The organism is Gluconobacter aidae (assembly GCF_009547075.1).
GTDB lineage: Bacteria > Pseudomonadota > Alphaproteobacteria > Acetobacterales > Acetobacteraceae > Gluconobacter > Gluconobacter aidae.
Genome location: NZ_WIPH01000002.1, coordinates 49,773 through 75,289, shown reverse-complemented (window position 1 = coordinate 75,289; position 25,517 = coordinate 49,773). Strand labels below are relative to the sequence as shown.

The 25,517-nt window shown below is 59.7% G+C and carries 31 protein-coding genes; 5 read left to right on the top strand and 26 right to left on the bottom strand.

What is annotated here, in order from left to right; genetic code table 11:
• Positions 1-51: 51 nt before the first annotated feature.
• Complete coding sequence (locus tag GFJ39_RS01570) at positions 52-669, top strand: ankyrin repeat domain-containing protein (RefSeq protein WP_153429241.1); 618 nt, start codon at positions 52-54, stop codon at positions 667-669.
• A gap of 70 nt (positions 670-739) precedes the next feature.
• Here the strand turns inward: GFJ39_RS01570 and GFJ39_RS01565 are convergent, their stop codons facing one another.
• The 4 genes from GFJ39_RS01565 to GFJ39_RS01550 all read right to left on the bottom strand — a co-directional run bounded on the left by GFJ39_RS01565 (position 740) and on the right by GFJ39_RS01550 (position 3,594).
• Positions 740-1,825 carry a site-specific DNA-methyltransferase gene (locus GFJ39_RS01565; protein WP_153429240.1) on the bottom strand — a complete coding sequence of 362 codons (1,086 nt, stop codon included), beginning with the start codon at positions 1,823-1,825 and terminating at the stop codon, positions 740-742.
• Positions 1,822-2,445 (bottom strand): ribonuclease HII, encoded by a 624-nt coding sequence (locus tag GFJ39_RS01560; RefSeq protein ID WP_153429239.1) that lies wholly within the window; start codon positions 2,443-2,445, stop codon positions 1,822-1,824. The genes GFJ39_RS01565 and GFJ39_RS01560 overlap by 4 nt, the downstream gene beginning before the upstream one ends.
• A gap of 146 nt (positions 2,446-2,591) precedes the next feature.
• Positions 2,592-3,227 (bottom strand): DUF4339 domain-containing protein, encoded by a 636-nt coding sequence (locus tag GFJ39_RS01555; protein WP_153429238.1) that lies wholly within the window; start codon positions 3,225-3,227, stop codon positions 2,592-2,594.
• 76 nt (positions 3,228-3,303) lie between these two features.
• Positions 3,304-3,594 carry a CsbD family protein gene (locus tag GFJ39_RS01550; protein ID WP_153429237.1) on the bottom strand — a complete coding sequence of 97 codons (291 nt, stop codon included), beginning with the start codon at positions 3,592-3,594 and terminating at the stop codon, positions 3,304-3,306.
• 282 nt (positions 3,595-3,876) lie between these two features.
• On the opposite strand from GFJ39_RS01550, the gene GFJ39_RS01545 reads away from it, so the two are divergent.
• From GFJ39_RS01545 to GFJ39_RS01530, 4 genes are read left to right on the top strand one after another with little or no spacing between them, the layout of a single operon-like run.
• Complete coding sequence (locus GFJ39_RS01545; protein ID WP_153429236.1) at positions 3,877-5,220, top strand: efflux RND transporter periplasmic adaptor subunit; 1,344 nt, start codon at positions 3,877-3,879, stop codon at positions 5,218-5,220.
• Positions 5,221-5,272: 52 nt separating this feature from the next.
• Positions 5,273-8,473, top strand: a complete 3,201-nt coding sequence (locus GFJ39_RS01540; RefSeq protein ID WP_325062778.1) for an efflux RND transporter permease subunit — start codon at positions 5,273-5,275, stop codon at positions 8,471-8,473.
• Positions 8,470-11,748 carry an efflux RND transporter permease subunit gene (locus GFJ39_RS01535; RefSeq protein ID WP_325062777.1) on the top strand — a complete coding sequence of 1,093 codons (3,279 nt, stop codon included), beginning with the start codon at positions 8,470-8,472 and terminating at the stop codon, positions 11,746-11,748. The genes GFJ39_RS01540 and GFJ39_RS01535 overlap by 4 nt, the downstream gene beginning before the upstream one ends.
• The gene (locus GFJ39_RS01530; protein ID WP_153429235.1) at positions 11,748-13,292 is read left to right on the top strand and encodes an efflux transporter outer membrane subunit; all 1,545 of its coding nucleotides are present in this window, start codon (positions 11,748-11,750) and stop codon (positions 13,290-13,292) included. Before GFJ39_RS01535 ends, GFJ39_RS01530 begins: the two co-directional genes overlap by 1 nt.
• 60 nt (positions 13,293-13,352) lie before the next feature.
• On the opposite strand, the gene GFJ39_RS01525 is transcribed toward GFJ39_RS01530, so the two are convergent.
• The 22 genes from GFJ39_RS01525 to rplP all read right to left on the bottom strand — a co-directional run bounded on the left by GFJ39_RS01525 (position 13,353) and on the right by rplP (position 25,487).
• Entirely contained in the window at positions 13,353-13,523 is a 171-nt protein-coding gene (locus tag GFJ39_RS01525; RefSeq protein ID WP_007282750.1) for a DUF1328 domain-containing protein, read from the bottom strand.
• 61 nt (positions 13,524-13,584) lie between these two features.
• A complete protein-coding gene (locus tag GFJ39_RS01520; protein ID WP_153429234.1) occupies positions 13,585-13,809 on the bottom strand; it encodes a hypothetical protein in 225 nt (74 codons plus the stop codon).
• A 106-nt stretch (positions 13,810-13,915) separates the two neighbouring features.
• Positions 13,916-15,226 (bottom strand): MFS transporter, encoded by a 1,311-nt coding sequence (locus GFJ39_RS01515; protein ID WP_153429233.1) that lies wholly within the window; start codon positions 15,224-15,226, stop codon positions 13,916-13,918.
• A 337-nt stretch (positions 15,227-15,563) separates the two neighbouring features.
• Positions 15,564-15,986, bottom strand: coding sequence for a 50S ribosomal protein L17 (gene rplQ, locus GFJ39_RS01510; protein WP_011251941.1), 423 nt, complete (start codon positions 15,984-15,986; stop codon positions 15,564-15,566).
• Between the two features lie 27 nt (positions 15,987-16,013).
• On the bottom strand, positions 16,014-17,033 hold the full coding sequence (locus GFJ39_RS01505) for a DNA-directed RNA polymerase subunit alpha (RefSeq protein ID WP_011251942.1): 1,020 nt from the start codon (positions 17,031-17,033) through the stop codon (positions 16,014-16,016).
• Between the two features lie 132 nt (positions 17,034-17,165).
• A complete protein-coding gene (gene rpsK / locus GFJ39_RS01500) occupies positions 17,166-17,558 on the bottom strand; it encodes a 30S ribosomal protein S11 (RefSeq protein WP_011251943.1) in 393 nt (130 codons plus the stop codon).
• Positions 17,559-17,615: 57 nt separating this feature from the next.
• The gene (rpsM, locus tag GFJ39_RS01495) at positions 17,616-17,993 is read right to left on the bottom strand and encodes a 30S ribosomal protein S13 (protein ID WP_011251944.1); all 378 of its coding nucleotides are present in this window, start codon (positions 17,991-17,993) and stop codon (positions 17,616-17,618) included.
• A gap of 216 nt (positions 17,994-18,209) precedes the next feature.
• Entirely contained in the window at positions 18,210-18,791 is a 582-nt protein-coding gene (locus GFJ39_RS01490; RefSeq protein WP_153429231.1) for an adenylate kinase, read from the bottom strand.
• On the bottom strand, positions 18,788-20,161 hold the full coding sequence (gene secY / locus GFJ39_RS01485; protein ID WP_153429230.1) for a preprotein translocase subunit SecY: 1,374 nt from the start codon (positions 20,159-20,161) through the stop codon (positions 18,788-18,790). Before secY ends, GFJ39_RS01490 begins: the two co-directional genes overlap by 4 nt.
• A gap of 97 nt (positions 20,162-20,258) precedes the next feature.
• Positions 20,259-20,747, bottom strand: coding sequence for a 50S ribosomal protein L15 (rplO, locus tag GFJ39_RS01480; protein WP_153429229.1), 489 nt, complete (start codon positions 20,745-20,747; stop codon positions 20,259-20,261).
• A gap of 1 nt (position 20,748) precedes the next feature.
• Positions 20,749-20,937, bottom strand: a complete 189-nt coding sequence (gene rpmD / locus GFJ39_RS01475; protein WP_011251948.1) for a 50S ribosomal protein L30 — start codon at positions 20,935-20,937, stop codon at positions 20,749-20,751.
• A complete protein-coding gene (gene rpsE / locus GFJ39_RS01470) occupies positions 20,930-21,505 on the bottom strand; it encodes a 30S ribosomal protein S5 (RefSeq protein ID WP_011251949.1) in 576 nt (191 codons plus the stop codon). The genes rpmD and rpsE overlap by 8 nt, the downstream gene beginning before the upstream one ends.
• A gap of 12 nt (positions 21,506-21,517) precedes the next feature.
• Positions 21,518-21,880 (bottom strand): 50S ribosomal protein L18, encoded by a 363-nt coding sequence (rplR, locus tag GFJ39_RS01465; protein WP_146859707.1) that lies wholly within the window; start codon positions 21,878-21,880, stop codon positions 21,518-21,520.
• Positions 21,880-22,416: a 50S ribosomal protein L6 gene (gene rplF / locus GFJ39_RS01460; protein ID WP_153429228.1), complete on the bottom strand. Its 537-nt coding sequence runs from the start codon at positions 22,414-22,416 to the stop codon at positions 21,880-21,882. Before rplF ends, rplR begins: the two co-directional genes overlap by 1 nt.
• A 10-nt stretch (positions 22,417-22,426) precedes the next feature.
• Positions 22,427-22,825 (bottom strand): 30S ribosomal protein S8, encoded by a 399-nt coding sequence (gene rpsH / locus GFJ39_RS01455; RefSeq protein ID WP_011251952.1) that lies wholly within the window; start codon positions 22,823-22,825, stop codon positions 22,427-22,429.
• Between the two features lie 12 nt (positions 22,826-22,837).
• The gene (gene rpsN / locus GFJ39_RS01450) at positions 22,838-23,143 is read right to left on the bottom strand and encodes a 30S ribosomal protein S14 (protein ID WP_011251953.1); all 306 of its coding nucleotides are present in this window, start codon (positions 23,141-23,143) and stop codon (positions 22,838-22,840) included.
• 132 nt (positions 23,144-23,275) lie between these two features.
• Positions 23,276-23,839 carry a 50S ribosomal protein L5 gene (gene rplE / locus GFJ39_RS01445; protein ID WP_011251954.1) on the bottom strand — a complete coding sequence of 188 codons (564 nt, stop codon included), beginning with the start codon at positions 23,837-23,839 and terminating at the stop codon, positions 23,276-23,278.
• An 11-nt stretch (positions 23,840-23,850) separates the two neighbouring features.
• The gene (gene rplX / locus GFJ39_RS01440; protein WP_007282732.1) at positions 23,851-24,171 is read right to left on the bottom strand and encodes a 50S ribosomal protein L24; all 321 of its coding nucleotides are present in this window, start codon (positions 24,169-24,171) and stop codon (positions 23,851-23,853) included.
• On the bottom strand, positions 24,171-24,539 hold the full coding sequence (gene rplN, locus GFJ39_RS01435) for a 50S ribosomal protein L14 (RefSeq protein ID WP_011251956.1): 369 nt from the start codon (positions 24,537-24,539) through the stop codon (positions 24,171-24,173). The genes rplX and rplN overlap by 1 nt, the downstream gene beginning before the upstream one ends.
• A gap of 12 nt (positions 24,540-24,551) precedes the next feature.
• Positions 24,552-24,824 carry a 30S ribosomal protein S17 gene (rpsQ, locus tag GFJ39_RS01430; RefSeq protein ID WP_024717239.1) on the bottom strand — a complete coding sequence of 91 codons (273 nt, stop codon included), beginning with the start codon at positions 24,822-24,824 and terminating at the stop codon, positions 24,552-24,554.
• Between the two features lie 13 nt (positions 24,825-24,837).
• Positions 24,838-25,071 (bottom strand): 50S ribosomal protein L29, encoded by a 234-nt coding sequence (gene rpmC / locus GFJ39_RS01425; protein ID WP_011251958.1) that lies wholly within the window; start codon positions 25,069-25,071, stop codon positions 24,838-24,840.
• Positions 25,071-25,487 carry a 50S ribosomal protein L16 gene (rplP, locus tag GFJ39_RS01420; RefSeq protein ID WP_011251959.1) on the bottom strand — a complete coding sequence of 139 codons (417 nt, stop codon included), beginning with the start codon at positions 25,485-25,487 and terminating at the stop codon, positions 25,071-25,073. Before rplP ends, rpmC begins: the two co-directional genes overlap by 1 nt.
• Positions 25,488-25,517 lie beyond the last annotated feature (30 nt).

Sequence of the window (25,517 nt, the reverse complement as noted above, 5' to 3'; positions counted from 1 at the left end):
GGAGGCATCTGCAGACTCGCACAGGACGATCGATCACAGTATATTGGCATCATGCGACTGCTCCCCACCCTGCCCCGCCTGCTGCTCATTGCCGCTCTGGCAATGACGCCGACGTTTCTCGTACCCTGGCATCACGCCCAGGCTCAGGATGCCGACGACGCCGAGGCTGAACAGGAAGCCGAAGCCGCCCAGAAGAAGGCCGAGGCCCGCAAGGCCGCCAAGCGCGCCGCGCCGCCTTCCGCCCTGCCCGGAGCAGAAGCATCCGATGACGATGCCGGTCATGCCCGAGCGGACGTGAACCCGACCACCGCCCTGTTCGATGCCATCAACCGTGGCTCCCTCAACGCTGCGAAAGAAGCGCTCAACCGCGGCGCCGATATGGGCAGCCACAATGTTCTGGACCAGACGCCGCTGGACATGGCCATCGATCTGAACCGCAAGGACATCATGTTCCTGCTCCTGTCGATGCGGACCTACAACCCGGATGGCAAAATCGAGAACAGCGTCTCCGACGAGGGGGTCGAGATGAAGAATGGCAGCGGCCATCTCACGATCGGCGGCAAATCCGTTACCCCGAAACGCTCTCTCGTCGCAGCGTCCCCGCATTTCGATACGAGCGGCGGAAAACCGGACCCGTCAGTTGGCTTTCTTGGTTTTGCAGGCCACTGATATTTCTGCACCAGACACGAAAAAAGCCGGAGAACAGTCTCCGGCTTTTTTTATGACACTGCCCCGGACGTCAGCCGACGTTGCGGAGCGCCTGGCTTTCCTGACGCAGCACATCGATCTGAACGTACTGGCCGTCCCGTTCGAAATACCAGAACGTCCAGCCATTGCAGGACGGTGCATTGGTCAGCACCGCCCCCAGCTTGTGGATCGAGCCACGCTGATTGCCCGACACGAGCGTACCATCGGGCGTGACGGTTGCTTTCAGCCGCTTCTGCCGATCATACAGCAGCGTCCCGGCCGGAAGGGCACCGGTTTCCACGAAACTGCCGAACGGAATGCGCGGCATTTCGCGCTTGGCAGGCGTCGTCGCAAGCTGCTCGGAGGTCAGGCGCTCTTCACCCGCCACGCGCTCCCGGGCGGCCTTGACGTAGTCCGGGTGGCGTTCGATGGCGATGTAATGACGCCCAAGACGCTTCGCCATCGCCGGCGTCGTGCCGCTTCCACAGAATGGGTCGAGCACCACGTCATTGGCATTGGTCGAGGCCACCAGCACGCGATGAAGCAGACTTTCCGGCTTCTGCGTCGGATGCAGTTTCAGACCATGTTCGTTTTTCAGGCGCTCATTTCCCGTGCACAGAGGCAGGTACCAGTCCGAACGCATCTGAAGGTCATCATTCAGGGCCTTCATGGCCTGATAGTTGAAGCGATACTTGCTCTGCGGCCCGCGAGCCGCCCAGATCAGCGTCTCATGCGCGTTGGTAAAGCGACGTCCGCGAAAATTCGGCATCGGGTTGGACTTGCGCCAGACGATGTCGTTCAGGATCCAGAAGCCCAGATCCTGCATGATCGCACCCAGCCGGAAGACGTTGTGATACGACCCGATCACCCAGATCGTACCATCCTTGTGCAGGATGCGGCGCGCTTCACTCAGCCATTCGCGTGTAAAGTTGTCGTAGGTCGCGTAATCCGCGAACTTGTCCCAGTCATCGTCCACGCCGTCAACGACGGTCTCGTCCGGACGACGCAGTTCGCCTCGTAGCTGAAGGTTGTACGGTGGGTCGGCGAAAATGCAGTCCACGCTCCCATCGGGCAGCGTCTTCATCGTCTCGATGCATTCTCCACGCAGGATCTGGTCGACGGGGAATTCACCGCTCATGCTGCGTGCGCCTCTGCTTCAATCATGTTTCGTATTGGCGCGAACCCGCGCCTGTGATGGGGCGTCACCCCCCGGAGCTTCAGACCCTGCATATGCGCAGCCGTGCCATAGCCAGCGTTGCGCTCCCATCCATAAGCATCATGCCGCACGGCCAGACGCGCCATCAGGCGGTCCCGTGTCACTTTCGCGATGATGGAGGCCGCGGCGATGGACAGGCTGATCCCGTCCCCGCCGATCACCATTTTTATGGGGCATGGCAGCTTCGGGGCGTGTTTGCCGTCCACAAGCGCCAGATCGGGAGTGCGTCCCAGACGGGACAGAGCGCGCCGCATGGCGAGATAACAGGCCTGGGCGATGTTGATCCGCTCGATTTCCGCAACAGAGGCGGCTCCGATGCCAATCAGGGCCTGCCCATCAGCCATCAGGGCCTCATAGGCCAGCATCCGGCGACGGGCCGTCAGTTTCTTGGAATCATCGAGAAGGGAGGACAGGGTCTCTGACGGCGGAGCCGTGAATGCTACGGCAGAAGCCACCACCGGCCCTGCCAGAGGACCACGCCCGACTTCGTCGATCCCGACGACCAGCCCCCCATGGGCAGCTTCCAGGGCGTAATCCGGCATTTCTGAGCATTCTCCCCGACAGACACCCCGAAATCAGGTGACCGAATCGGTTTTGAATCATGGCGACTCGAAAGGGAAGCCCCAAAATGCACATTCTTTAAGTTTAATCTGTCAAGTGTGGTGGGAAAGACTCTTTCCCACCGCCGTCAGAGTTCTTCCTGTTCGTTGTCCTGACCCGAGGCTGGCGGGATCGAGGGAGCAAGCTGATTCAGCTGTCCCTGTCGGGTCTGAAGCTCGGCTTCGATCTGTGGCAGCTGATAGATTTTTTCCGTCACGTTGGCCGCCAGCAGCACGAGACTGACGATCAGGAGCGACAGCCCACGCCCGACAATCTGCCGCCGTCTCCAGAAATATCCGGGCAGGAACAGCCACCACCAGAAGCCCGGCGGCGTCTGTCCACTTTCACGGATGGAGTTCCGGTCCAGCATGAAAGCCGTAAAGAACAGGACCAGCGACATCATTCCAACGATGGAGAAAGTCCCCATCCGCTCGCTGTCAGGGATCTGTCGCCAGTCCAGGACGAGAAGCGCCAGACGCTGGATCAGCCATGGTCCGACCAGCAGAACCCAGGCCCAGTGCTCCGAGATCCCTGCCGACATGCGCAGCAGCCCCGTAAGTGGAGACACCAGCCCCGCGGCGCTGGCCGGCTTCCAGACGTCTCCGAATTCCGACGTCCAGACAAGCGTCTCAGGTCTGATGCGCTGCTGCATGATCAGACGCAGAATTTCTTCACGGGAGACGGGACCGGCCTGCTGCCCGTTATTCTCGTAAAACCATTCCATGCAAAAAGCCTCCCGGATTACTCCGGGAGGCTTCTAGCACAAAGACATCGCTGTGGTCGAAGCGCCTCTTGCCCCCTCAGGAGCTTTTGCGACCGAACATCAGTCCGCCCACGATCATGCCTACGACCGTCGCGATCACCAGCGAAATCAGGGGGCGATCCTGAACGAATGCCGTCGCGGCTTCGAGCTTTGTTTCACCTTCGTCGTACAGATCGGCGAAATCCTGCTGCGCCATGCCGGAAAGCTGGTCGAACTTGCCTTCGGCCTGGAGCTTCGCATCGCCCGTCAGTCCACCGAAACCGTCCTTGATCTTGCCCTTGGCTTCGTCCAGGAGGCCCTCGGCCTTCGTCTCAGTTGTATCAGCCATCTTGTTCTCCTCATGTCCGGATAAACCTATGCCTGCATTGAAACGCATGACGGGAGCATCCGGTTCCAGTCCGATATGATCCCTGAGCGCAGAAGAGACAAGCCCCGCGAAAAGGTAACGAAGCGTATCATTTACATTCTTTTTGATTTTCATTGCCAAAACTGAACAGGATTTAAGGTCGCGTCATGGCAGGCGCTGGCCTCCTGCCTTATAGGTATGGAAACACACAGCATCGCCGCCTGAGAGCCCAGTGCTCTGGTATACAGGAAAGACAGAACCACCATGGATCAGCAGACGGCCGACTCAAACGACCGCCTTACGAACAACACAGCCCAGCCATCCCCCCCACCCGTACGTTCCCGTCGGCGCTGGATCCTCTGGGGAATTGTTCTTCTGGTCGCTTTTCTGATCCTGTTCGCAGTTTTCCGCCCCCATGGCGCAACACACAAGCATGCGCGCGGGACAGCCGCTGACGGAAGCGTGCAGCCCGTCGCCGTCGCAACCGCCCATATCGGCGACATGCCCGTCATTTTCCAGGAAATCGGCACGGTCGTCCCGATCACCAACGTGACGATCACACCGCGCGTCAACGGCCATATCGCCGCCGTCTATTACCAGGAAGGCCAGCACGTCCATAAGGGTGACGAGCTCGAACTGATCGATCCCCGCCCTTACGAGGCCACGCTCGCGCAGTATCGTGGCACGCTTGCGGCCGATATTGCGCAGCTTGAAAAGGCCCGCGTGGACAATGCCCGTTACCAGCGCCTGATCAAGCAGAACTCGACTTCGGCGATGACGGCCCGTGATCAGGAATTCACGGTACAACAACTCGAAGGACAGGTTGAATACGATCGCGCCAATGTCCGCAACGCCGAGCTGAACGTGATGTATTGCCACATCATCGCGCCGGTCGACGGCCGTGTCGGTATCCGCGTGCTTGACATGGGCAACTATGTTACCGCGGGCCAGTCCGGCGGCTTGACGATCCTGACGCAGATGCAGCCCATCTCCGTGATTTTCACGGTTCCGCAAAACCAGCTTGACGAAGTCGCGACCCATCTGCGTGAATCCGGCGAGCTGAAGGTCGAAGCCTGGAACAGCGATAACACCCAGAAAATCGCTACCGGCACGGTGAAGGCCCTCGACAGCCAGATCGACACCTCGACCGGAACGGTCCGGATGCGTGGCATTTTCCCGAACGAGGATGAACGCCTCTTCCCAAACCAGTTCGTCAACCCCCACCTGCTGGTCACGACATTGCATAATGCCCTGCTCATCCCCGGCAATGCGCTTCAGACCGGTCCGGACGGACGTTTCGTCTACCGCGTCAAATCCGACATGACCGTGGAAACCGTTCCCGTCACCGTGGGTGCCACCGACAGCACGAACGCGGTAATCCAGAAAGGTCTGAGCGAAGGCGACCGCGTCGTGACCGACGGGGTCAGCCATCTGCGTCCGGGTCAGAAAGTCTCGATCCCCGATACGTCTTCGGCAGCGAAGCAGACCTCGGAAGCCGAGCAGCAGACCGCCGGTCAGCACCGCCGTCACCGCAACGGCCAGCAGAGTTCCGACGCACCGCAGAGAACCAACGATCCATCCTCGCCCGCCGATACCGGCAACCACTGATCGCCCCCAGAACCGCAAGACCAGAACAGCAAGATTAGGGAACAGCAAGACCGTGAATCCGTCCCGCCTGTTCATCGAGCGCCCGGTTGCCACCAGCCTCCTGATGTTCGCCATCCTGCTGAGCGGTCTGCTCGGCTATCACTTCCTGGCCGTGTCAGCCCTGCCGCAGGTCGAATACCCGACGATCACGGTCTCGACGTTCTATCCGGGCGCCGGGCCGGACGTGATGAGCACGTCCGTCACCGCCCCTCTGGAAACCCAGCTTGGCCAGATGGCGGGTCTGGACCAGATGACGTCCCAGTCCTCGGGGGGGGCCTCGGTCGTGACCCTGCGCTTCGGGCTCGACATGTCGATGGACGTGGCCGAGCAGGAAGTCCAGGCGGCGATCAACAACGCGACCTCCCTGCTCCCCAGTGATCTGCCCGCACCCCCGATCTATGCGAAGGTCAATCCGGCTGACACCCCCGTCCTGACGCTCGGTATCACGTCGAAGACGCTTCCGCTTCCGGAGGTCGAGGACTACGTCAACACGCGCCTTGAGCAGAAGATCAGCCAGATTTCCGGCGTCGGCCTCGTCACCCTGTCAGGTGGCAACCGCAAGGCGTACCGGATCCAGGTCAACATCCCGAAGCTGACGTCCTACGGCATCGCGATCGACACGCTGCGCACCATCATCAGCACGGTGAACGTCAATTCGCCGACCGGTACGTTCGACGGCCCCAAGCGCTCCACCTCCCTGCGCATCGACGGTCAGATCCAGTCCGTCGAACAGCTCATGAACCAGGTGATCGCGTATCAGAACAACGGTCCGATCCGCGTGCGCGACATCGCGACCGTCGTCGAAGGTGCCGAAAACGCGCAGCTCGCCGCCTGGGCCAACCGCACGCCCGCGCTGATTCTGAACGTGCAGCGCCAGCCCGGCGCGAACGTCATCGGCGTCGTGGACAACGTGCTGCGCGTCCTGCCGCAGCTCAAGCTCGACCTGCCGCCCGGCATTGACGTCACGCCTCTGACTGACCGGACCACGACGATCCGCGCCTCGGTCAATGACGTGGAATACGAACTCGCACTGGCCATGCTGCTGGTCGTGGGCGTGATCTTCGTATTCCTGCGGAATGTTCCGGCGACGATCATTCCCAGCCTCTCCGTTCCGCTGTCGCTGATCGGCACGCTGGCGGCGATGTACCTGCTGGGCTTTTCGCTCGACAACCTCTCGCTAATGTCCCTGACCATCGCAACCGGCTTCGTGGTCGATGATGCCATCGTGGTGATCGAGAACATCGCCCGTTACGTCGAGGCGGGCGAGGACCGCTATACCGCTGCGCTCAAGGGCGCGGGCGAAATCGGCTTCACCATCATCTCGCTGACGGTCTCGCTGATCGCCGTACTGATCCCGCTGCTGTTCATGAAAGACGTCGTCGGGCGTCTCTTCCATGAATTCGCGATGACGCTGTCCATCACCATCATCATTTCCGCCGTCGTCGCCCTGACGCTGGTGCCGATGATGTGCGCGCGCCTGCTCTCCGATACGCACGCGCCGTCCACGAAGAACACGCTCTGGAGCCGCCTGTCCAACAGCACCGAACGCGGCATCAATGCGCTGATCGCAGGCTATGGCCGCTGGCTCGACGTGGTGCTGCGCTTCCGTGTCACGACCCTTCTGGTCACGGTCGGCACGATCATCCTGACGGGTGTTCTGGCCTGGACCATTCCCAAAGGCTTCTTCCCGACACAGGATACCGGTGTCATCCAGGGCATCTCCGTGATGTCGCAGGCCATTTCCTTCGAAGGCATGAAGGAGCGTCAGGCAGCCCTTGGAAACGTGATCCTCAAGGACCCCGACGTCGCCAGCATCTCGTCCTTCGTCGGCATCGACGGCCAGAACATGACGCTGAATGTCGGCCGGTTCCTGATTAACCTCAAGCCGCGTGAACAGCGGACGAGCGATCTTCAGACCATCCTGCGCCGTCTGTCCGCCGTCGGGCAGCATGTGACCGGCGCCGAACTCTATGTCCAGCCGATCCAGGACCTGTCGCTGGATTCCTCGATTTCCGCCACGCAGTACCAGTTCATGCTGGAAAACCCGGATTACGACACCTTCAAGACCTGGGTGCCGAAATTCGTGGATGCGCTGCGCAAGGAGCCCTCCCTGACGGATGTGACGTCCGATCTTCAGGCCGAGGGACTGGTCGCCCAGCTCTCGCTCGACCGTCCGACCGGCGCGCGGTACTCCATCACGCCGCAGACGATCGACAATCTTCTGTATGACAGCTACGGCCAGCGCCAGATCACCACGATCTACACGCAGTCCAACCAGTACCGCGTCATTCTTGAAGCTGATCCGAAGCTCCAGACCGATCTGACCTCCCTGAGCCAGCTCTACCTGCCGGGCATCTCGTCCGAAGCCGGTGGCAGCACGTCGGGTCCGACACGCCAGCCGACCTCCGGCCTCGTGCCGCTGTCACAGGTGACGACGATCACCCATGCGCTCTCCCCGCTGCTGATCAGTCATTACGGACAGTTCCCCGCCACGACCGTCTCGTTCAATGTGGCCAATGGCTATTCGCTGGGCACCGCAACCAACGCCATTGAGCGCGTGGAAAAGCAGATCGGCCTGCCGCCCGAGTTCCAGACCGCCTTCCAGGGCACGGCCGCGGCCTTCCGCTCGTCGTTGTCCAACGAGGTCTGGCTGGTCATGGCGGCCGTGATCGCGGTCTATATCGTGCTGGGCATTCTCTATGAGAGTTACGTCCATCCGATCACGATCCTTTCCACCCTGCCTTCGGCCGCTATTGGTGCGCTGATCGGGCTCTATCTGTTCGGGATGGATCTCGACATCATGGGCATCATCGGCATCGTGCTGCTGATCGGCATCGTGAAGAAGAACGCCATCATGATGATCGACTTCGCGCTCGAAGCCGAACGTCTGGAAGGTCATACGCCCCTTGAGTCCATCAAGCGCGCGGCCATGCTCCGTTTCCGTCCGATCCTGATGACCACGCTGGCCGCCCTGTTCGGCGCCCTGCCCCTGCTGCTTGGCACGGGTGTCGGCTCCGAACTGCGCCGTCCACTGGGTGTGGCCATCGTCTTCGGTCTGATGATGTCCCAGCTTCTGACCCTGTTCACCACACCGGTCATCTATCTGTTCATGGATGAACTCGGCACGCGGAGCCGTGCCTTCATCAAGCGTCACCGCCGCAGCAGCCCCCCTTCGCCCAACCAGCCCTCCAACCCCCAGACAGGCGCTCCGTGAATCTGGTCCGCCTCTTCGTTCTAAGGCCCGTTGGCACGACGCTGATGGCCGTGGCCCTCGTGATCGGCGGCATCATGGGGTATTTCGCCCTTCCGGTCGCCGATCTGCCGAACGTGGATTTCCCGGTCATCATGGTGACCGCGAACCAGCCTGGCGGCTCTCCGTCCGAAATCGCGAGTACGATCGCCGGGCCTCTGGAGCGGCATCTGGGCGCGATTTCCGGCGTGACCGAAATGACGTCGGAATCCACAGTCAACCAGACGCGCATCACGCTGCAGTTCGATCTGTCACGGGACATCAACGGCGCGGCGCGTGACGTGGAAGCGGCATTACAGGGCGCGCGGCAGGATCTGCCGACGACCCTGCGCAGCAACCCGACCTACATGAAGGCCAATTCGAATGGTCCTCCGGTCCTTGCTCTGACGCTGACGTCCGGCACCCGGACGCCGCAAGAACTCTACGACTTTGCCAGCAACATCCTGATCCCGCAGCTCAGCCAGATCGAAGGCGTGGGCGATGTGGACATCCGGGGCGCCTCCCTGCCGGCCGTACGTGTAGAGATCAATCCACTTCGGCTCTTCCGTTACGGAATCGGGTTCGAAGATCTTCGCGCGGCCCTGGCATCCGCCAATGCGCATACCCCCAAGGGCTTTCTGGACGCCAATGGCGAGCGCATGATGCTCTCAACCAACGATCAGGCCACGAAGGCCGAAGAATACCGCGACCTGATCATTGCCTACCGTAACAGCCAGCCCGTCCGTCTCACAGACGTTGCGGAGGTCAATGACAGCGTCGAGGATCTCCGCCAGGCTGGCTACCTAAACGGTCAGGCCGCCATCATCTGCACCGTGTTCACCCAAGGCGGGGCCAACGTCATCAAGACGATCGACGGTATCCGCAGCCGCCTGCCTGTCCTGCAGTCCGCCCTACCGGGCAACACCGATATCTCGATCCTGATCGATCGCTCCAAGACGATCCGGGCCTCGCTGAACGATACGAAACAGACGCTCATCATCGCCGTCGTGCTCGTGGTGGCGGTCGTCCTGCTGTTCCTGCGCAGCCTGTCGGCCATCATGGTTCCGGCCATCGTGGTTCCGGTCTCGATCATTGGCACCTTCGGCGCGATGTCGCTGATGGGATATCAGCTCGACAACATGTCACTGATGGCCCTGACGATCTCGACCGGCTTCGTGGTCGATGACGCCATCGTCGTTCTGGAAAACATCGCCCGCTACATGGAGATGGGTTACGAACGGCAGGAAGCCGCTATCAGGGGCACGACGGAAGTGGCCTTCACCGTCGTCTCGATCACCGTTTCCCTGATCGTCGTCTTCGCACCGATCATGCTGATAGGCGGCATCGCCGGACGCCTGTTCCACGAATTCGCTATGACCATGGTCATCACGCTGTGCATCTCGCTGCTTCTGTCCCTAACGCTGACGCCCATGATCAGCGCCCAGCTCCTGACACATACGGACGACAGTGGCCCGGGTCTGTGGAAAAGGATCGGACGTTTTCTGGAACGTACGATCAGCGGCGTGACGACAGGATACGGAAAATCACTGGACTGGGCGCTAGGGCACCAGTTCCTGATCGCCATGTCCCTCCCCGCCACGCTGGTTCTCGCAGGCGTGCTGTATGTGAAGATGCCCAAGGGCTTTTTCCCGTCCGAGGATACGGGACAGATCATGGGCCGTGTCGTTGCCGACCAGTCGATCTCGTTCCAGGCACTCCAGAAAATCGCGGTCCAGGCCATGAAAGCCGTCGCATCCGACCGGGACGTCGTGGGCGTCATGGGTGGCGTGGGCGGACGTTCGACCAACTCCGCCAACATGTTCGTCGCCCTCAAGCCCAAATCCGAGCGCACGGACGATCTCGCCACGACCATCCAGCGCCTGACACGCAAATTTTCCCATACGCCCGGCGCGCAACTTCGCCTGATGGCGCCGGGCAGCGTGCGGATGGGCGCGCGCTCCGGTGACGGCGCCTACCAGTATTCGCTGGAAGGCCCTTCCGCCGAAGACCTGTTCGAATGGACGCCCAAGATCGTGGCCGCGCTCTCGAATCTGCCAGAACTCATGGATGTCACTTCGAATGTTGAACAGGGCGGACAGGGCATCAACATCGCGATCAACCGCGATACGGAAGCCCGCTACTCCGTCACGCCGCAACTGGTTTCCAACACGCTCTATGATGCGTTCGGCCAGCGCTCGGCGTCCATCATCTACGGCAATCTCAACCAGTACCGCGTCGTCATGGAGGCGGCCCCCCGCTACTGGCAGGATCCGTCAATGCTGGATCAGATGTGGGTCAGCATTTCGGGCGGGACAGCCGCAGGCGGAACGGCATCCAACAACATCCGCGTCAAGGCCACAACCACAACCACCACCCTGTCCGAAAGCGAGATCTCCTATCAGAACTCGGTGGCCAACGCCCTCGCCGGCGGCAAGTCAGCCTCGAGCGGCTCTGCGGTGAGCACGAGCACATCCACGATGGTGCCGCTTTCCGTCGTCTCGCGCCAGCGCAACACCAACACGGCCCTGACCGTCAGCCATGACGGGCAGTCCGTTGCGACGACCATCTCCTTCAATCTTGCACCGGGCGTTTCACTTGGGCCGGCTGTCGATGCCGTTCAGGCCGCCATGGTCAAACTGCATGTCCCCGCGGATATTCATGGCGGGTTTGCCGGTAACGCGGCAGCCTTCCAGAAGTCAGTCGGCAACGAGGCCCTGCTGATCCTCGCCGCACTCGCCGCCGTCTATATCGTGCTGGGCATTCTGTATGAGAGCCTGATTCATCCCCTGACGATCCTCTCAACCCTGCCGTCCGCGGGTGTGGGCGCCATCCTGGCCCTTCAGATCTGTGGAGAGGAATTTTCCCTCATGGCGATGATCGGCGTGATCCTGCTGATCGGTATCGTCAAGAAGAACGCCATCATGCTGATCGACTTCGCCCTGGTGGCGCAGCGTGAGGGGATGTCCGCCATGGATGCCATCCGTCAGGCGAGCCATTTGCGCTTTCGTCCGATCCTCATGACTTCCCTCGCCGCGGCTTTCGGCGCCGTCCCCCTGATTATCGGCAACGGATATGGCTGTGAACTGCGGCGCCCGCTGGGCATTGCCATCCTCGGCGGCCTGGTGGTCAGCCAGCTTCTGACGCTCTACAGCACCCCCGTCATTTTCCTGTATCTCGACCGGTTCGGGCGCGCCATGGGCCGTCTGCGGGCCCATCTCGCCTCCTTCTTCCATCTTTCATCCCGGGAAACACAGTCCTGATGACCGCCCTCCGTAAGTCTACTCTGCGCAATACCCTGCTGGGGGCAGCAACCCTGCCTTTCCTGAGCGGCTGCATCGGCGGCATGGTCGGGCCGAACTATCATCGCCCGAAGGCCATCATCTCTGCGAAATTCAAGGAAGCCCCACCACCGCCAGGCTGGCAGATGGCCGCACCGGACCTTGCCAAAATGCCCAAGGGTGACTGGTGGACGGTCTTTAACGACCCCGTTCTGAACGATCTTGAAGAACGTGTCGCCAGATCCAACCAGAGCCTGAAGGAATACGAGGCGCAATACCGCAAGGCTGCCGCGACGATTGATTCGATCCGTGCCCAGCTTTTCCCGACCCTGAGCGGCAAGTTCAGCTTCAACCGGTATGCGCAGGGCAGCAGTGCCCAGAATACGAGTGGCGGCTTCACCTACACCTCCACGCAGTCCTACACCACGAACACCTGGACGACCGGGCCGTCCGCAAGCTGGACCGTGGACGTCTGGGGCATGATCCGCCGTCAGGTCCAGGAACAGGTCGCCGCAACGCAGGCAGATGCAGCGCTCGTTGCGAATATGCGCCTGTCCTATCAGCTGCAGCTGGCCCAGGACTATTTCGACCTGCGCTATCAGGACAGTCTGATCGCACTCTATGCCCGCAATGTGGAGCTGTATCGCCACAATCTGGAAATCCTCCAGAACCAGCTTGATGCCGGCGTTGCGGATCCGACAAGCGTTCTGCAGGCCCGTTATCTGTTGCAGTCCACGCAGGCCAATCTGGCAAACGCTCATATCGCGCGCGCGGAGTATGAACATGCCATTGCCATGCTGACAGGCCGCGCACCGGCAGAGCTTACGCTGCCCCCCTCGCCGCTCCCCGCAACAATCCCGGCCGCACCTGTCGCCGTACCCTCCATGCTGCTGGAACGCAGGCCGGATGTGGCGCAGGCCGAACGCAATATGGAAGCCTATAATGCGGAGATCGGTTACGAAATCGGCGCTTTCTTCCCGCAGGTCACCCTCTCCGCATCCTATGGCTATAGCGGCAATCCGCTCCAGCAGCTGATCCAGACGGCAACGCGGACATGGAGCCTCGGTGCAGCAGCTACGGAAACCATTTTCGAAGGGGGCTCGCGTTCCGCGGCCGTCCGCAGTGCCGAAGCAGACTACGATAATGCCGTTGCCACCTACCGCCAGACCGTTCTCGCTGCGCTTCAGGATACCGAAGATCAGATGTCGGGCCTGCATTATCTCGATCAGCAGCTGGCCCTGCAGAACGCCGCCGTAAAATCCGCCGAAGCCGCGGTTCAGGTTTCGATGAACGAATATCTTGCCGGAACGCAGATCTATACGACCGTCATCACGGCCGAGCAGAACGCCCTGCAATATCAGGAAACCCAGCTCAGCGTGCGGCAGCAGCAGTTCCTTGCCGAAGTAAAGCTGATAACGGATCTTGGCGGTGGCTGGACCACGCAGCAGCTTCCCAGCAAAAATTCGCTCCAGACGGACAATCCGCTGCTTCCGTCCTTCATTCAGAGGGACAAGAACGGAAACTGAAGCACAGAAAAAGGGCGGGGCCAACGGCACCCGCCCTTTTCATATCCCCGTCTGCCGGGATCAGAGAGCGTGCAGCCCCGCCACCCCTGCGAGAATGGCCAGCACTGCCAGAACAAGGAAGATGATGAAGAACAGCTTGGCGATCCCAGCCGTTGCCGCCGAAATACCGGAAAAGCCGAAAACACCGGCAATGATGGAAATGATAAAGAAAACAATCGCATAATGCAGCATGACGCAGGCTCCTCGCCCAAGAGTTCGTGGTCATGTCGTAACGTGACGCGCCTGCGGAAGTTTAACTTTTCCGAAAAAGACCTTTTCCCAACAAAATCCCGATGAAAAACGAGGTCAGCAACCAGAACAGTGGCTGATCCACCATCAAATCGCTGACAAGTGCCTCTGTTTCTCTTGCCGCACTGGAAACTTTTTTATCAAGACCGTTCATCCAGGGACAGACGCCGGCATCCTCCTGCAACCGCCCTACTCCTGCCTCCAGATACTGTTCCAGATCGGCGTCCATAGCTATTCTCCTTGACGTGACTGCCTCCCAACGCGGAAGGGGGCAGCCCGATCCCGGACTGCCCCCTTCTTTTACAGCGTCAGGACGATGACGGAATGCCCTGAACTCAGTGCCCAACCACTGAAGCGCTCTCGCCCCGCGCCGCAGCTTCTTCGCTGTAGCGACGTGCTTCCGGCGAGATGGTCAGAGCCATCGTCATGCCGGCAGAGGCCAGATAGATCACGGCAAAGGTCCAGATCACATACTGCATGCCCGGACCAAAGACGGCCTCACAGCCAGCCACAACTGCCGGGCCAACCCAGGTGGACGCCCCCGCCCCCAGCCCCAGAATGGAGAGGGCAGCAGCTTTTTCACGCGGGCAGATCTGCGGCATCAGGCCGGACAGCGGAACGAACGCTGCGACGGTCGCGCCATAGAAGATGCCTGCGGCGGCCACGGCCCAGAAGTTTCCGGGGAACCACAGCGGCACATAATAGAACAGTGGAATTGCGATAAACCCGCCAATCCCACCGAACACGGCGACAACGAAGCGGTGCCCAAGGCTGTCCGCCACCATACCCGAGACAAGATTGAACAGAATGTTGCTCAGGAAGATGAGCGACAGCAGGTTCAGCCACTGCCCGAGGGAAAACCCGAGATGGTCGACGAAGAACGCCGGCATGATCGCCAGGAAGGCATATTCCGAAGACGTGTCGATCACACGGACGATACCGGCAATCAGCGTCTTGGGTTCACGCCACATGATGCTCATGGAACCGAAGAAAATGTCCTTGGTCGGCACATGGTCTGGCAGAAGGCGCTTCTTGCCGGTCGGCTCATGCGTAAACAGCAGGGCGACAAGACCGCCAATGATCACCAGTCCGAGGGAGCACCAGAAGGTCCGAAGCTCGCCGATCTGGGGAATGGCAAACCGTGCGAACTGCGAGCCAAGCGTCGGCAGGCCGGCAGAGAAGGAAAACCAGAACCAGCCTGCCGCCGAACCCAGCATGGCGGTCGGCGTGGCGGCGGCAATCCAGACAAGAAAACCATACGCAAAGAGCGGATAGGCAAAGCCGCGAAGCGTATAGAAAAGCAGGATCATCGGCCCGCTGTTGGGTCCAAGACCCAGGGACAGGAAGCCCACTTCAAGAATGGCCCACAGAATGAGACCAAGCCACATGACTTTCTTTGGCCCCATGAGATCCGACAGCGGCCCGGAGAACCAGGCGGCAATCATCACGGTGATGCCGTAGAAAGTGAACATTTCGTTCACGAAACCCTGCGTATGGCCGTGATGAAGCATGTAGGTATCGAGATACCCCGCCTCCACGCCATCACCGACCATGAACAGGAGCTGTCCCACAAATGCCCAGAACAGGGCTCTGGGTATCCCAAGGGCTTCCGCAAGCCCGTGCTTGGGGGGGGAAGATTCGGACATTATAACGCTCTCCAAACGCTGGACGCATCACGAACCCATCCGGGCCTCATTGCCGGGATACATATTCGATGCGTCGTGGCAGGCCCTACGAGAGTGCTCGGACCTGTTTCTCAGAATTGTGCAGACCCACCGCGAAGGAGGGCGAAACATTCTCCAAAAGGGCGGGAACCGCTCGCGTGAGGAAACGGAATTTCACGCTGTCCCGACACAGGACAGGAATGGGTCTGCAAAGAGTGGGGACTGCATATCACACAACTTCGTGGCAAAGAAACCACGAATCAAAAAAGGCCGAGGCATTCCTGCCCCGGCCTTTTTCAAAGCTTCGAAAACAGAAAGCTCAGGCGGCTTCCTGCTCTTCTGCAACGTTCTGCTTCGGTCCGCTATCCTGGCCCTTTGCAGCGACATCACGATCGACCAGCTCGATCACGGCCATATCGGCATTGTCGCCATAACGGACGCCGGCCTTCAGGACACGGGAGTAGCCACCGGCACGCCCCTTGTAGCGCTCGGCAACAGCCGAGAACAGCTTCGTCACGACGGCGTCGTCACGCAGCTGTGCGAAAGCCTGACGACGGGCGTGCAGATCGCCACGCTTGCCGAGCGTGATCAGCTTCTCGACCACCGGGCGAAGTTCCTTCGCCTTCGGCAGCGTCGTCGTGATCTGCTCGTGCTTGATGAGAGCCACGGCCATGTTGCGGAACATGGCAGCGCGGTGAGAAGAGGTGACGTTGAGCTTACGCCCGCTCACACCATGACGCATTGCTAGTTTTCCTTACCTTGAAAGTTCTCAGAACGTCTCGTCGAGACGCTTGGCCAGATCCTCGATGTTCTCGGGCGGCCAGGCCGGGACGCTCATGCCGAGCGACAGCCCCATACCGGTGAGAACTTCCTTGATCTCGTTGAGCGACTTGCGCCCGAAATTGGGCGTACGGAGCATTTCCTGTTCGGACTTCTGCACCAGATCGCCAATATAGACAATGTTGTCGTTCTTGAGGCAGTTGGCGCTACGCACCGACAGCTCGAGCTCGTCAACCTTGCGGAGAAGATTGCGGTTGAACGGCAGGTCATCCTGCGGCTCTTCATGCTGGACCGGACGCGGCTCATCGAAGTTGATGAACAGCTGCAGCTGATCCTGAAGAATCCGGGCTGCAAGAGCCAGGCTGTCTTCCGGCGTCACCGCACCGTTGGTCTCAACCGTCAGCAGCAGCTTGTCATAGTCAGTGACCTGACCTACACGCGTCTGCTCGATCTTGTAGGAAACCCGACGCACCGGCGAATAGATCGCGTCGATGGGAATCAGGCCAATGGGGGCATCTTCCGGACGGTTTGCTGCTGCTGCAACATAGCCCTTGCCCATATTGACGGTGAATTCCATGCCGAGCTTCACGCCGTCATCGAGCGTGCAGATCACGAGATCGGGGTTCATGATCTCGATGTCATGACCCGCCTGGATCTGGCCAGCCGTCACTTCACCCGGGCCCGTGGCCGTCAGGATCATGCGCTTGGGGCCTTCACCATGCATGCGCAGGGCGAGCTGCTTGACGTTCAGGACGATGTCCGTGACGTCTTCGCGAACACCCGGCACGGCGGAGAACTCGTGCAGCACGCCATCGATCTGGATAGCGGTCACGGCAGCGCCCTGCAGCGACGACAGGAGAATACGACGCAGTGCGTTACCGAGCGTCATGCCGAAGCCGCGTTCCAGAGGCTCGGCCACGACAGTGGCGATGCGCGAGGCAACCGGTCCGGGCTCGACTTCAAGCTTCTCCGGCTTGATGAGGGACTGCCAGTTTTTCTGGAGAACCAAGGTCGTGGCCTTTCAAACAACGAAGCACGCCAAGAGAAATTGGCGGCACCTGGGCCCGCACCGAAGGTGCGGCAAAAGATGCAATCACTTACAGATGCTGCGTATCGCGCACGATACGCAGCAAAGCATCACTCAGACGCGACGACGCTTCCGGGGACGGCAGCCATTGTGCGGCACGGGCGTCATGTCGCGGATGGACGTAATGTTGAACCCTACGGCCTGAAGGGCACGGAGAGCGCTTTCACGCCCCGAACCCGGACCGGAGACCTCGATCTCAAGCGTTTCCATGCCATGCTCGCGTGCCTTGCGGCCGGCATCTTCTGCAGCGACCTGAGCAGCATACGGCGTGGACTTACGGGAGCCTTTAAAGCCCTGCGCACCCGACGACGACCAGGCAATCGCGTTGCCCTGTGCGTCAGAAATGGTGATCATGGTGTTATTGAACGTGGAAAGCACGTGAGCAACACCGGAAATGATATTCTTGCGTTCCTTTTTACGGATACGCGGAGCAGCGGCCTTGGCCATGAGAGAGGTCGTCCTAAAAGTTTAACGAAAAACGTCGATGAAGATGTCAGGCGCGGATTAGCGCGTAACCTTCTTCTTGCCAGCAATCGCCACGGCCTTGCCCTTGCGGGTACGGGCGTTCGTGTGCGTGCGCTGACCGCGGACCGGCAGGCCACGACGGTGACGAAGACCACGGTAGCAACCGAGGTCCATCAGACGCTTGATGTTCATTGCGGTTTCGCGACGGAGGTCGCCTTCAACGCGCAGTTCGGAATCGATCAGCTCGCGGATCTTCACGATTTCATCGTCAGACAGCTCGTTGACGCGCTTGGCATCGGGGATTTCGAGCTTGTTGCAGATGGACTGCGCCGTCGACGGGCCGATGCCGTAGACATAACGCAGGGCAATGACGACCCGCTTGTTGGTCGGAATGTTTACGCCGGCAATACGTGCCACGCCTGTTACTCCCATTGGAACGGCTCGGGGCCGTACCAGACTGTTACGTGCCCGGCCGTGGCCAGGTCGATTATCTCGCAGCCGGGCCTGTCACCTGCCGATTCCGGCATGCGCATACACGACCTGACTGCACCTGTGTCGAGGGCGCGCAATATACTGCCCACCCTACCTGAGTCAAATGATAGAGATCACTTTTTCGTGATTCTATCAGAATACTCAGTGTTTCTTCGCTGTCGCAACGATGGCATCGATCTCTTTGCCAACGCTCTCAACGTCTTTCATGCCATCAACATGCAGCAGACGCCCGGCCTTCTCATAATAAGGAAGGATCGGCGCGGTCTGCTTGCGGTAGACATCCAGACGGGCACGGACCACATCAGGGTTGTCATCCGGACGCCGCGTACCATCTTCACCACGACGGCTGGCGATCCGCTCAACGAGTTCTTCTTCGTTGACGTCCAGAAGAATAACGGCATCGATTGTCAGGCCGCGTGCGGACAGCATGGTGTCCAGCGCCTCGGCCTGACTTTCGGTCCGCGGGAAGCCATCAAGAATGAAGCCCCGCTCGCAGTCCGGCTGTGCAATCCGGTTCTGGATCATGGCAACGATAATCGGATCAGGAACAAACTGTCCCTTCTCCATGATCGCCTTGGCTTCGTTGCCAATCGCCGAACCAGCAGCGACTTCCGCCCGCAGCATATCGCCAGTGGAAATCTGCTTGAAGCCATAGAGAGTTTCAAGACGTTTGGCCTGAGTTCCCTTGCCTGCCCCCGGGGGGCCAAGAAGAATGATGTTCATCGACGCTTCGAGCCTCCCGGAATACCACCACGGGAACCGCGGCTACGCTGTTTGCGGATCAGGCCCGAATACTGGTGCGCTACCAGATGGGACTGAACCTGTGTCACCGTATCAATCGTGACCGATACGATAATGATCAGACTGGTGCCACCGAAATAGAACGGCACGTTATATTTGCTGATCAGGATTTGCGGCAACAGGCAGACCCCCACGAGGTACATCGCACCGATCGCCGTCAGACGGGACAGGATCTTGTCGAAATACGTTGCAGTGCTTGCGCCAGGACGAATGCCAGGGATGAAGCCTCCCTGCTTACGCAGGTTCTCCGCCGTTTCTTCGGGATTGAACGTGATCGCCGCATAGAAATAGGAGAAGAACAGGATCATCGCTGCATAGAACAGCATGTACAGCGGTTGTCCCTGCCCCAGTTGCTGCCCCAGAACCGAGAGCCATCCCGGCATCGAATGCCCGTTCATGAAGCCGGAGATGGTCACCGGAATCAGAAGAACGGAGGATGCAAAGATCGGCGGAATGACGCCGGCCGTATTGACCTTCAGCGGCATGTGAGTGGAGTCGCCGCCAAAAATACGGTTTCCAACCTGGCGCTTCGGATACTGGATCACGACGCGGCGCTGTGCCTGTTCCATGAAGACGATGAAGCCGATGACTACGATCGCCAGAACAAGGAAGATCACAACGAAAATGGGCGAAAGAGCCCCTGTCCGTCCCAGTTCGAAAAGACTGGCCAGAGCATGCGGCAGGTTCGCCACGATACCCGCGAAAATGATGAGGGAAATCCCGTTTCCAACACCTCGGGACGTGATCTGCTCTCCAAGCCACATCAGGAACATCGTGCCGCCCACAAGCGTCACGACGCAGGATGCAATGAAGAACATCCCCGGGGCCACCACAGCAGTCGCACCGTGCGCCGTCATGTTCTCAAGCCCCACAGCAATGCCATAGGCCTGAAAAAGGGCGATGAAAACCGTAAGATAGCGCGTATATTGATTGAGCTTCTTACGACCCGCCTCACCTTCCTTCTTCATTGCTTCCATGGACGGAAGCGCCGTGGAAAGAAGCTGAATGATGATCGAAGCACTGATATACGGCATGATGTTCAGCGCGAACACGGTCATACGCCCGAGCGCACCCCCCGTGAACATGTCGAACATTCCCAGGATACCACCCTGATGCTGGGCCAGAAGCTGCCCCATCACGGTCGCATCGACGCCGGGAACCGGAATATACGTGCCAAGTCGATAGACGATCAGCGCACCCAGGGTGAACCAGATGCGCTTCTTGAGTTCGGTCGCCTTGGAAAACGAACTCATATTGAGATTGGCGGCGAGCTGCTCTGCTGCGGAAGCCATCCACCTGTCCTTTCATGAAAACAGCGTCGCCGCACGAGAGCACGGGACGCTGTTCACTATCCAACCCTATTCCGGGCCGAAGCCCGGAGAAGAAATATCAGGCGTCAGCCTGAGCTTCCTTCTTGGTTTCGAGCACCTTGATGGTACCGCCAGCCTTCTCGACCGCAGCCAGAGCCGCAGCGGAAGCGCCAGCCACTTCGATGGCCACACCATGCGAAAGCTCACCATGGGCAAGAAGACGGACACCGGCCAGCTTGCTACCGTTGACGAGACCCGCCTTGCGCAGGGACTCCTCATTGACGGTTGCAGCCTTGTCCAGCTTTCCGCTTGCGATGGCCTTGGAGATCGCACCAAGGTTCACCGGAGCATATTCCTTGCGGAAGATGTTCACGAAGCCACGCTTCGGCATACGACGGTACAGCGGAAGCTGGCCACCCTCGAAGCCGTTGAGGGACACGCCCTCACGAGCCTTCTGTCCCTTGACGCCACGACCCGACGTCTTGCCCTTGCCGGACCCGATGCCGCGTCCGAGACGCTTCTTGCGATAACGGGAACCCTCGTTATCGCGCAGTTCGTTGAGGTTCATTTCAACCCTCCACCTTGATGAGGTGGGCAACCTTGCGGATCATTCCACGCACGGCCGGAGTATCCTCCAGCGTACGCGTGGAACCAATTCCACGCAGACCAAGACCGGTGATGGTCTCAGCCTGGCCCGGTTTACGACCGATGACCGATGCGATCTGCGTAACCTGGACGGTCTTGCCGTTCTCAGCCATTTGTCACCTCCGCTTCTGTCTGGCCCTGCTCGCGCTTGCCAAACAGTTCTGCAGCCTTCTTGCCGCGACGGGAAGCAACATGACGCGGGCTGCTGGCCTTCTCAAGCGCAGCAAACGTCGCCTTGATCATGTTGTGCGGGTTCCGCGTACCGAGGCTCTTGGCCACAACATCATTGACGCCGAGGCTTTCAAACACCGCACGCATCGGACCACCGGCGATGATACCCGTACCGGCTTCAGCCGCACGGACAACAACCTTGCCGGCGCCGTAGTGACCGAACGTATCGTGATGAAGGGTGCGACCCTCCTTCATCGGTACGCGAATCATCGTGCGCTTGGCGCGCTCGGTTGCCTTGCGGATCGCCTCGGGAACTTCACGGGCCTTGCCCGCACCGTAACCAACGCGTCCCTTCTGGTCGCCAACAACCACGAGGGCAGCGAACGCAAAACGGCGACCACCCTTCACGACCTTGGCGACACGGTTGATGGTTACGAGCTTGTCGACCAGATCATCGCCCTGCTCGCGCTCACGACCACCACGGCCGCCTTCTCTTGGCTCACGTGCCATGTGTGATCCTCCTTAGAACGAGAGTCCGCCCTCACGGGCAGCCTCTGCCAGGGCTTTGACCCGGCCATGATACAGATAAGAGCCGCGGTCGAACACGACGGTCTTGACGCCAGCTGCAACACCGCGCTCGGCAATCAGCTTGCCGATAACCGTAGCCGCAGACACGTCGGCACCGGTCTTGCCAGCATCGCGAAGCGTCTTTTCCAGCGTAGAGGCGCTGGCGAGCGTACGACCCTGCGCATCGTCGATGATCTGGGCGTGAATGTGCTTGCTGGAACGAAAGACCGACAGACGCGGCCGGCCGCCGCTCTTGCGACGAAGCTGGAAGCGCAGCCGCTGACGGCGGCGTTCCTGCAATCCTTGCTGCGTTGCCATTACTTCTTCTTACCTTCCTTGCGACGCAGAACCTCGGTCTCGTACCGAACGCCCTTACCCTTGTAGGGCTCCGGCTTGCGGAAACTGCGAATATCGAGCGCAACCTGACCGACACGCTGCTTGTCGTTACCTTCAACAACAATCGCGGTCGGACGCGGCGTGGTGATCTTGATGCCTTCCGGAATCGGATAGACAACATCATGCGAGAAACCGAGGTTCATCACCAGGTTGGAGCCCTGAACAGCAGCACGGAAACCCGTACCCTGAATTTCAAGCCCCTTGGAGAAACCGTCTGACACGCCTTTCACCGTATTGGCGATCAGAGCGCGCGTTGTTCCCCACATGGTCCAGTTTTCGCGGGAGCGACGACCGACAGGAGCGACGGAAACGTTGCTGCCTTCGATCTTGACTTCCACATGACGAGAAACGGGCACGGTCAGTTCACCCAGCTTGCCCTTGGCCTTAAAAAGGCCATCAGCAAGAGAAACCTGCACGCCAGCCGGAACTTCGACGGGATATTTACCTACGCGAGACATGCGATCCTCCTTAGAAGACGCGGCAGAGGACCTCGCCGCCAACGTTGGCAGCGCGGGCCTCGACGTCCGACAGGACGCCACGCGGGGTGGACAGGATCGACACACCAAGGCCGGCATAAACGCGCGGAAGTTCCTTGATCTTCGAGTAGACGCGACGGCCGGGCTTGGAAACGCGATGGATTTCCTTGATGACCGGCTGGCCTTCTACATACTTCAGCTCGATACGGAGCTGTGCAACACCCTTGCGGAGTTCTTCAGCGGCGAAACCACGGATGTAGCCCTCACGCTTCAGAGCTTCCAGCACGCTTGCGCGCAGCTTAGATGCAGGTGCAACGCAGACAGCATGACGGGCACGCTGCGCATTGCGGATCCGGGTCAGCATATCGCCCAGTGGATCAGACAAAGACATTCGATCTACCCTTTACCAGCTCGACTTGACCATGCCAGGAATCTGGCCGGCGGAGGCAAGATCACGCAGAGCGATACGGCTCAGCTCGAACTTGCGATAGTTGGCACGGGGACGACCAGAAAGCTTGCAACGCAGGCGGACGCGCGTGGCGGATCCATTGCGCGGCATCTGGGCCAGCTTGAGGGTCGCATCAAAGCGGTCTTCAACCGACAGAGTGCGATCCTTGATGATGTTCTTGAGAGCGGTCCGCTTTTCCTTATCGCGCTTCACCAGGGCAGCGCGATGGTTATTACGGTTTACCGCTGAGACCTTCGCCATCTCGAATTTTCTCCCGGAACCTGTCAGGCCTATCCCGACGGTTTTCCAATCAGCGTGTCTATAAAGGAAAGCGGCCTTCCAATGGAAGGCCGAATCCAGATTTTAACCGTGATCGGTCTGAAAAATTATAGATCAGCCGTTGAACGGCAGATCAAAGGCCTTCAGCAGGGCCTTTGCTTCAGCATCAGACTTGGCGCTGGTCACGAAAATGATGTCCATGCCGCGAACGGCATCGATCTTGTCATATTCGATCTCAGGAAACACGATCTGTTCTTTGATGCCCATGGCAAAGTTGCCATGTCCATCAAAGCCCTTGTTTGCCGGCAGACCGCGGAAATCGCGGATACGCGGCATGGCGATCGTCACCAGACGGTCAAGGAACTCGTACATGCGGGCACGACGGAGCGTGACCTTGCAGCCGATGGGCAGACCTTCACGGATCTTGAAGCCGGCAATAGCCTTGCGAGCAAGGGTCTTGACGGGCTTCTGACCGGAAATGACGGTCATTTCCGCAACAGCAGCATCAAGCTTCTTCTGGTCGCCAGCGGCTTCACCAACACCCATGTTCAGCACGATCTTCTCGAGCTTGGGAACCTGGAGTTCGTTAGCATAACCGAACTGCTCACGCAGCTGCTTCTTCAGAACGTCTTCGTAGCGCTGGTGCAGACGCGGCAAAGCGTTTTTATATTCGCTCATTGTTGCGCTCCTCAGCCTTCGATCACTTCGCCGGTTGCCTTGGCAACGCGAACCTTGCGACCGTCTTCCAGAACACGGAAACCGACACGCGTCGGCTTGCCGCTCTTCGGATCAACCAGCTTCAGGTTGGACAGGTGGATCGGCATTTCGCGCTCGATGATCCCACCTTCTCCGCCCATGCGGTTGGGCTTCGTGTGGCGCTTGGCAACTGCCACGCCACGCACAACAGCCTTCTCGGCCTTCGGCATCACGGCGAGAACTTCGCCACGAACGCCACGGGACTTGCCGGAGAGGACCAGAACCTGGTCACCCTTCTTGATACGAGCAGCCATTACAGCACCTCCGGAGCCAGCGAGATGATCTTCATGAACTTGCGCGCACGCAGCTCACGAACCACCGGGCCAAAGATACGCGTACCAATCGGCTCCTGCTGCTTGTTCAGCAGAACGGCAGCATTCTTGTCGAAGCGGATGGCGGAGCCATCTGCACGACGGACCGGGTAGGAGGTGCGAACGATAACGGCCTGATGGACGTCACCCTTCTTCACCTTGCCGCGAGGAATTGCTTCCTTGACGGACACGACAATGACGTCGCCGACCGAGGCAGTTTTCCGCTTGGAACCGCCCAGCACCTTGATGCACTGCACCCGACGTGCGCCGGAGTTGTCGGCGACGTCCAGGTTGGTCTCGGGATGAATCATGTGCCTACCCCCTTATGCGCTGACGGAAGAGGAGGCAGATGCCAAGTCCTCTCCGTTGCGCGACACGACAGACCACGTCTTGCGCTTGGAGATCGGTGCGCATTCTTCAATGCGGACCAGATCACCCGTCTGGCAGACGTTCTCTTCGTCATGAGCCGCATACTTCTTGGAGCGGCGAATAAACTTCTTGTAGAGCGGATGCATGATGCGACGATCGACAAGAACGGTAACCGTCTTGTCCATCTTGTCGCTCGTGACCCTACCCGTCAGGACGCGCCTTGGCATCGTCCGTCTCCTCTCAGGACTTAGCGGCGGACGTTTTGGCGCCCGCACGGTTCTTCGATTGATGAGCCAGTGTCTTGATACGTGCTACTGCACGGCGCACGACCTTGACGCGGCTTGTGTTCTCCGACTGCCCGGTGGCAGCCGAAAAACGGTGGTTGATCTGTTCGCGCTTGAGATCGAGCAGAAGAGCGTTCAGCTCGTCCTCGCTCTTCGCGCGCAGATCGGCAGGCTTGTACGTGTCGGCCATTACGCGTCTCCGATACGCTGAACGAACTTGGTCTTGATCGGAAGCTTTGCAGCACCCAGGCTCAGGGCCAGCTTGGCGACCTCAGGCGGAACGCCTTCGATCTCGAACAGGATACGACCCGGCTTAACACGTGCGGCCCAGTACTCGGGGTTACCCTTACCGGAGCCCATACGCACTTCTGCAGGCTTTGTCGAGACCGGAGTGTCCGGAAAGATACGAATCCACACGCGACCGGCACGCTTCATGGCACGCGTGATCGCACGACGGGAGGCTTCGATCTGACGCGCGGTAATCCGCTCCGGCTCCAGCGCCTTCAGGCCGAAGGCACCGAAGTTCAACTGGGTTCCGCTTTTCGCCAGACCGTGAATGCGGCCCTTGTGGGCCTTACGAAACTTTGTCCGCTTCGGGGAAAGCATGTTGTTAAATCCTCAAATCAGCACCAGCAA

Bases quoted from the DNA above. Each gene is read 5' to 3' on its own strand.
- GFJ39_RS01570 (WP_153429241.1), top strand. From the start codon at position 52: ATGCGACTGCTCCCCACCCTGCCCCGCCTGCTGCTCATTGCCGCTCTG.
- GFJ39_RS01565 (WP_153429240.1), bottom strand. From the start codon at position 1,825: ATGAGCGGTGAATTCCCCGTCGACCAGATCCTGCGTGGAGAATGCATC.
- GFJ39_RS01560 (WP_153429239.1), bottom strand. From the start codon at position 2,445: ATGCCGGATTACGCCCTGGAAGCTGCCCATGGGGGGCTGGTCGTCGGG.
- GFJ39_RS01555 (WP_153429238.1), bottom strand. From the start codon at position 3,227: ATGGAATGGTTTTACGAGAATAACGGGCAGCAGGCCGGTCCCGTCTCC.
- GFJ39_RS01550 (WP_153429237.1), bottom strand. From the start codon at position 3,594: ATGGCTGATACAACTGAGACGAAGGCCGAGGGCCTCCTGGACGAAGCC.
- GFJ39_RS01545 (WP_153429236.1), top strand. From the start codon at position 3,877: ATGGATCAGCAGACGGCCGACTCAAACGACCGCCTTACGAACAACACA.
- GFJ39_RS01530 (WP_153429235.1), top strand. From the start codon at position 11,748: ATGACCGCCCTCCGTAAGTCTACTCTGCGCAATACCCTGCTGGGGGCA.
- GFJ39_RS01525 (WP_007282750.1), bottom strand. From the start codon at position 13,523: ATGCTGCATTATGCGATTGTTTTCTTTATCATTTCCATCATTGCCGGT.
- GFJ39_RS01520 (WP_153429234.1), bottom strand. From the start codon at position 13,809: ATGGACGCCGATCTGGAACAGTATCTGGAGGCAGGAGTAGGGCGGTTG.
- GFJ39_RS01515 (WP_153429233.1), bottom strand. From the start codon at position 15,226: ATGTCCGAATCTTCCCCCCCCAAGCACGGGCTTGCGGAAGCCCTTGGG.
- rplQ (WP_011251941.1), bottom strand. From the start codon at position 15,986: ATGCGTCATGGTGTGAGCGGGCGTAAGCTCAACGTCACCTCTTCTCAC.
- rpsK (WP_011251943.1), bottom strand. From the start codon at position 17,558: ATGGCCAAGGCCGCTGCTCCGCGTATCCGTAAAAAGGAACGCAAGAAT.
- GFJ39_RS01490 (WP_153429231.1), bottom strand. From the start codon at position 18,791: ATGAACATCATTCTTCTTGGCCCCCCGGGGGCAGGCAAGGGAACTCAG.
- secY (WP_153429230.1), bottom strand. From the start codon at position 20,161: ATGGCTTCCGCAGCAGAGCAGCTCGCCGCCAATCTCAATATGAGTTCG.
- rplO (WP_153429229.1), bottom strand. From the start codon at position 20,747: ATGAACCTCAACGAACTGCGCGATAACGAGGGTTCCCGTTATCGCAAG.
- rpmD (WP_011251948.1), bottom strand. From the start codon at position 20,937: ATGGCTGAGAACGGCAAGACCGTCCAGGTTACGCAGATCGCATCGGTC.
- rpsE (WP_011251949.1), bottom strand. From the start codon at position 21,505: ATGGCACGTGAGCCAAGAGAAGGCGGCCGTGGTGGTCGTGAGCGCGAG.
- rplR (WP_146859707.1), bottom strand. From the start codon at position 21,880: ATGGCAACGCAGCAAGGATTGCAGGAACGCCGCCGTCAGCGGCTGCGC.
- rplF (WP_153429228.1), bottom strand. From the start codon at position 22,416: ATGTCTCGCGTAGGTAAATATCCCGTCGAAGTTCCGGCTGGCGTGCAG.
- rpsH (WP_011251952.1), bottom strand. From the start codon at position 22,825: ATGTCTTTGTCTGATCCACTGGGCGATATGCTGACCCGGATCCGCAAT.
- rpsN (WP_011251953.1), bottom strand. From the start codon at position 23,143: ATGGCGAAGGTCTCAGCGGTAAACCGTAATAACCATCGCGCTGCCCTG.
- rplE (WP_011251954.1), bottom strand. From the start codon at position 23,839: ATGAGCGAATATAAAAACGCTTTGCCGCGTCTGCACCAGCGCTACGAA.
- rplX (WP_007282732.1), bottom strand. From the start codon at position 24,171: ATGGCTGCTCGTATCAAGAAGGGTGACCAGGTTCTGGTCCTCTCCGGC.
- rplN (WP_011251956.1), bottom strand. From the start codon at position 24,539: ATGATTCATCCCGAGACCAACCTGGACGTCGCCGACAACTCCGGCGCA.
- rpsQ (WP_024717239.1), bottom strand. From the start codon at position 24,824: ATGCCAAGGCGCGTCCTGACGGGTAGGGTCACGAGCGACAAGATGGAC.
- rpmC (WP_011251958.1), bottom strand. From the start codon at position 25,071: ATGGCCGACACGTACAAGCCTGCCGATCTGCGCGCGAAGAGCGAGGAC.
- rplP (WP_011251959.1), bottom strand. From the start codon at position 25,487: ATGCTTTCCCCGAAGCGGACAAAGTTTCGTAAGGCCCACAAGGGCCGC.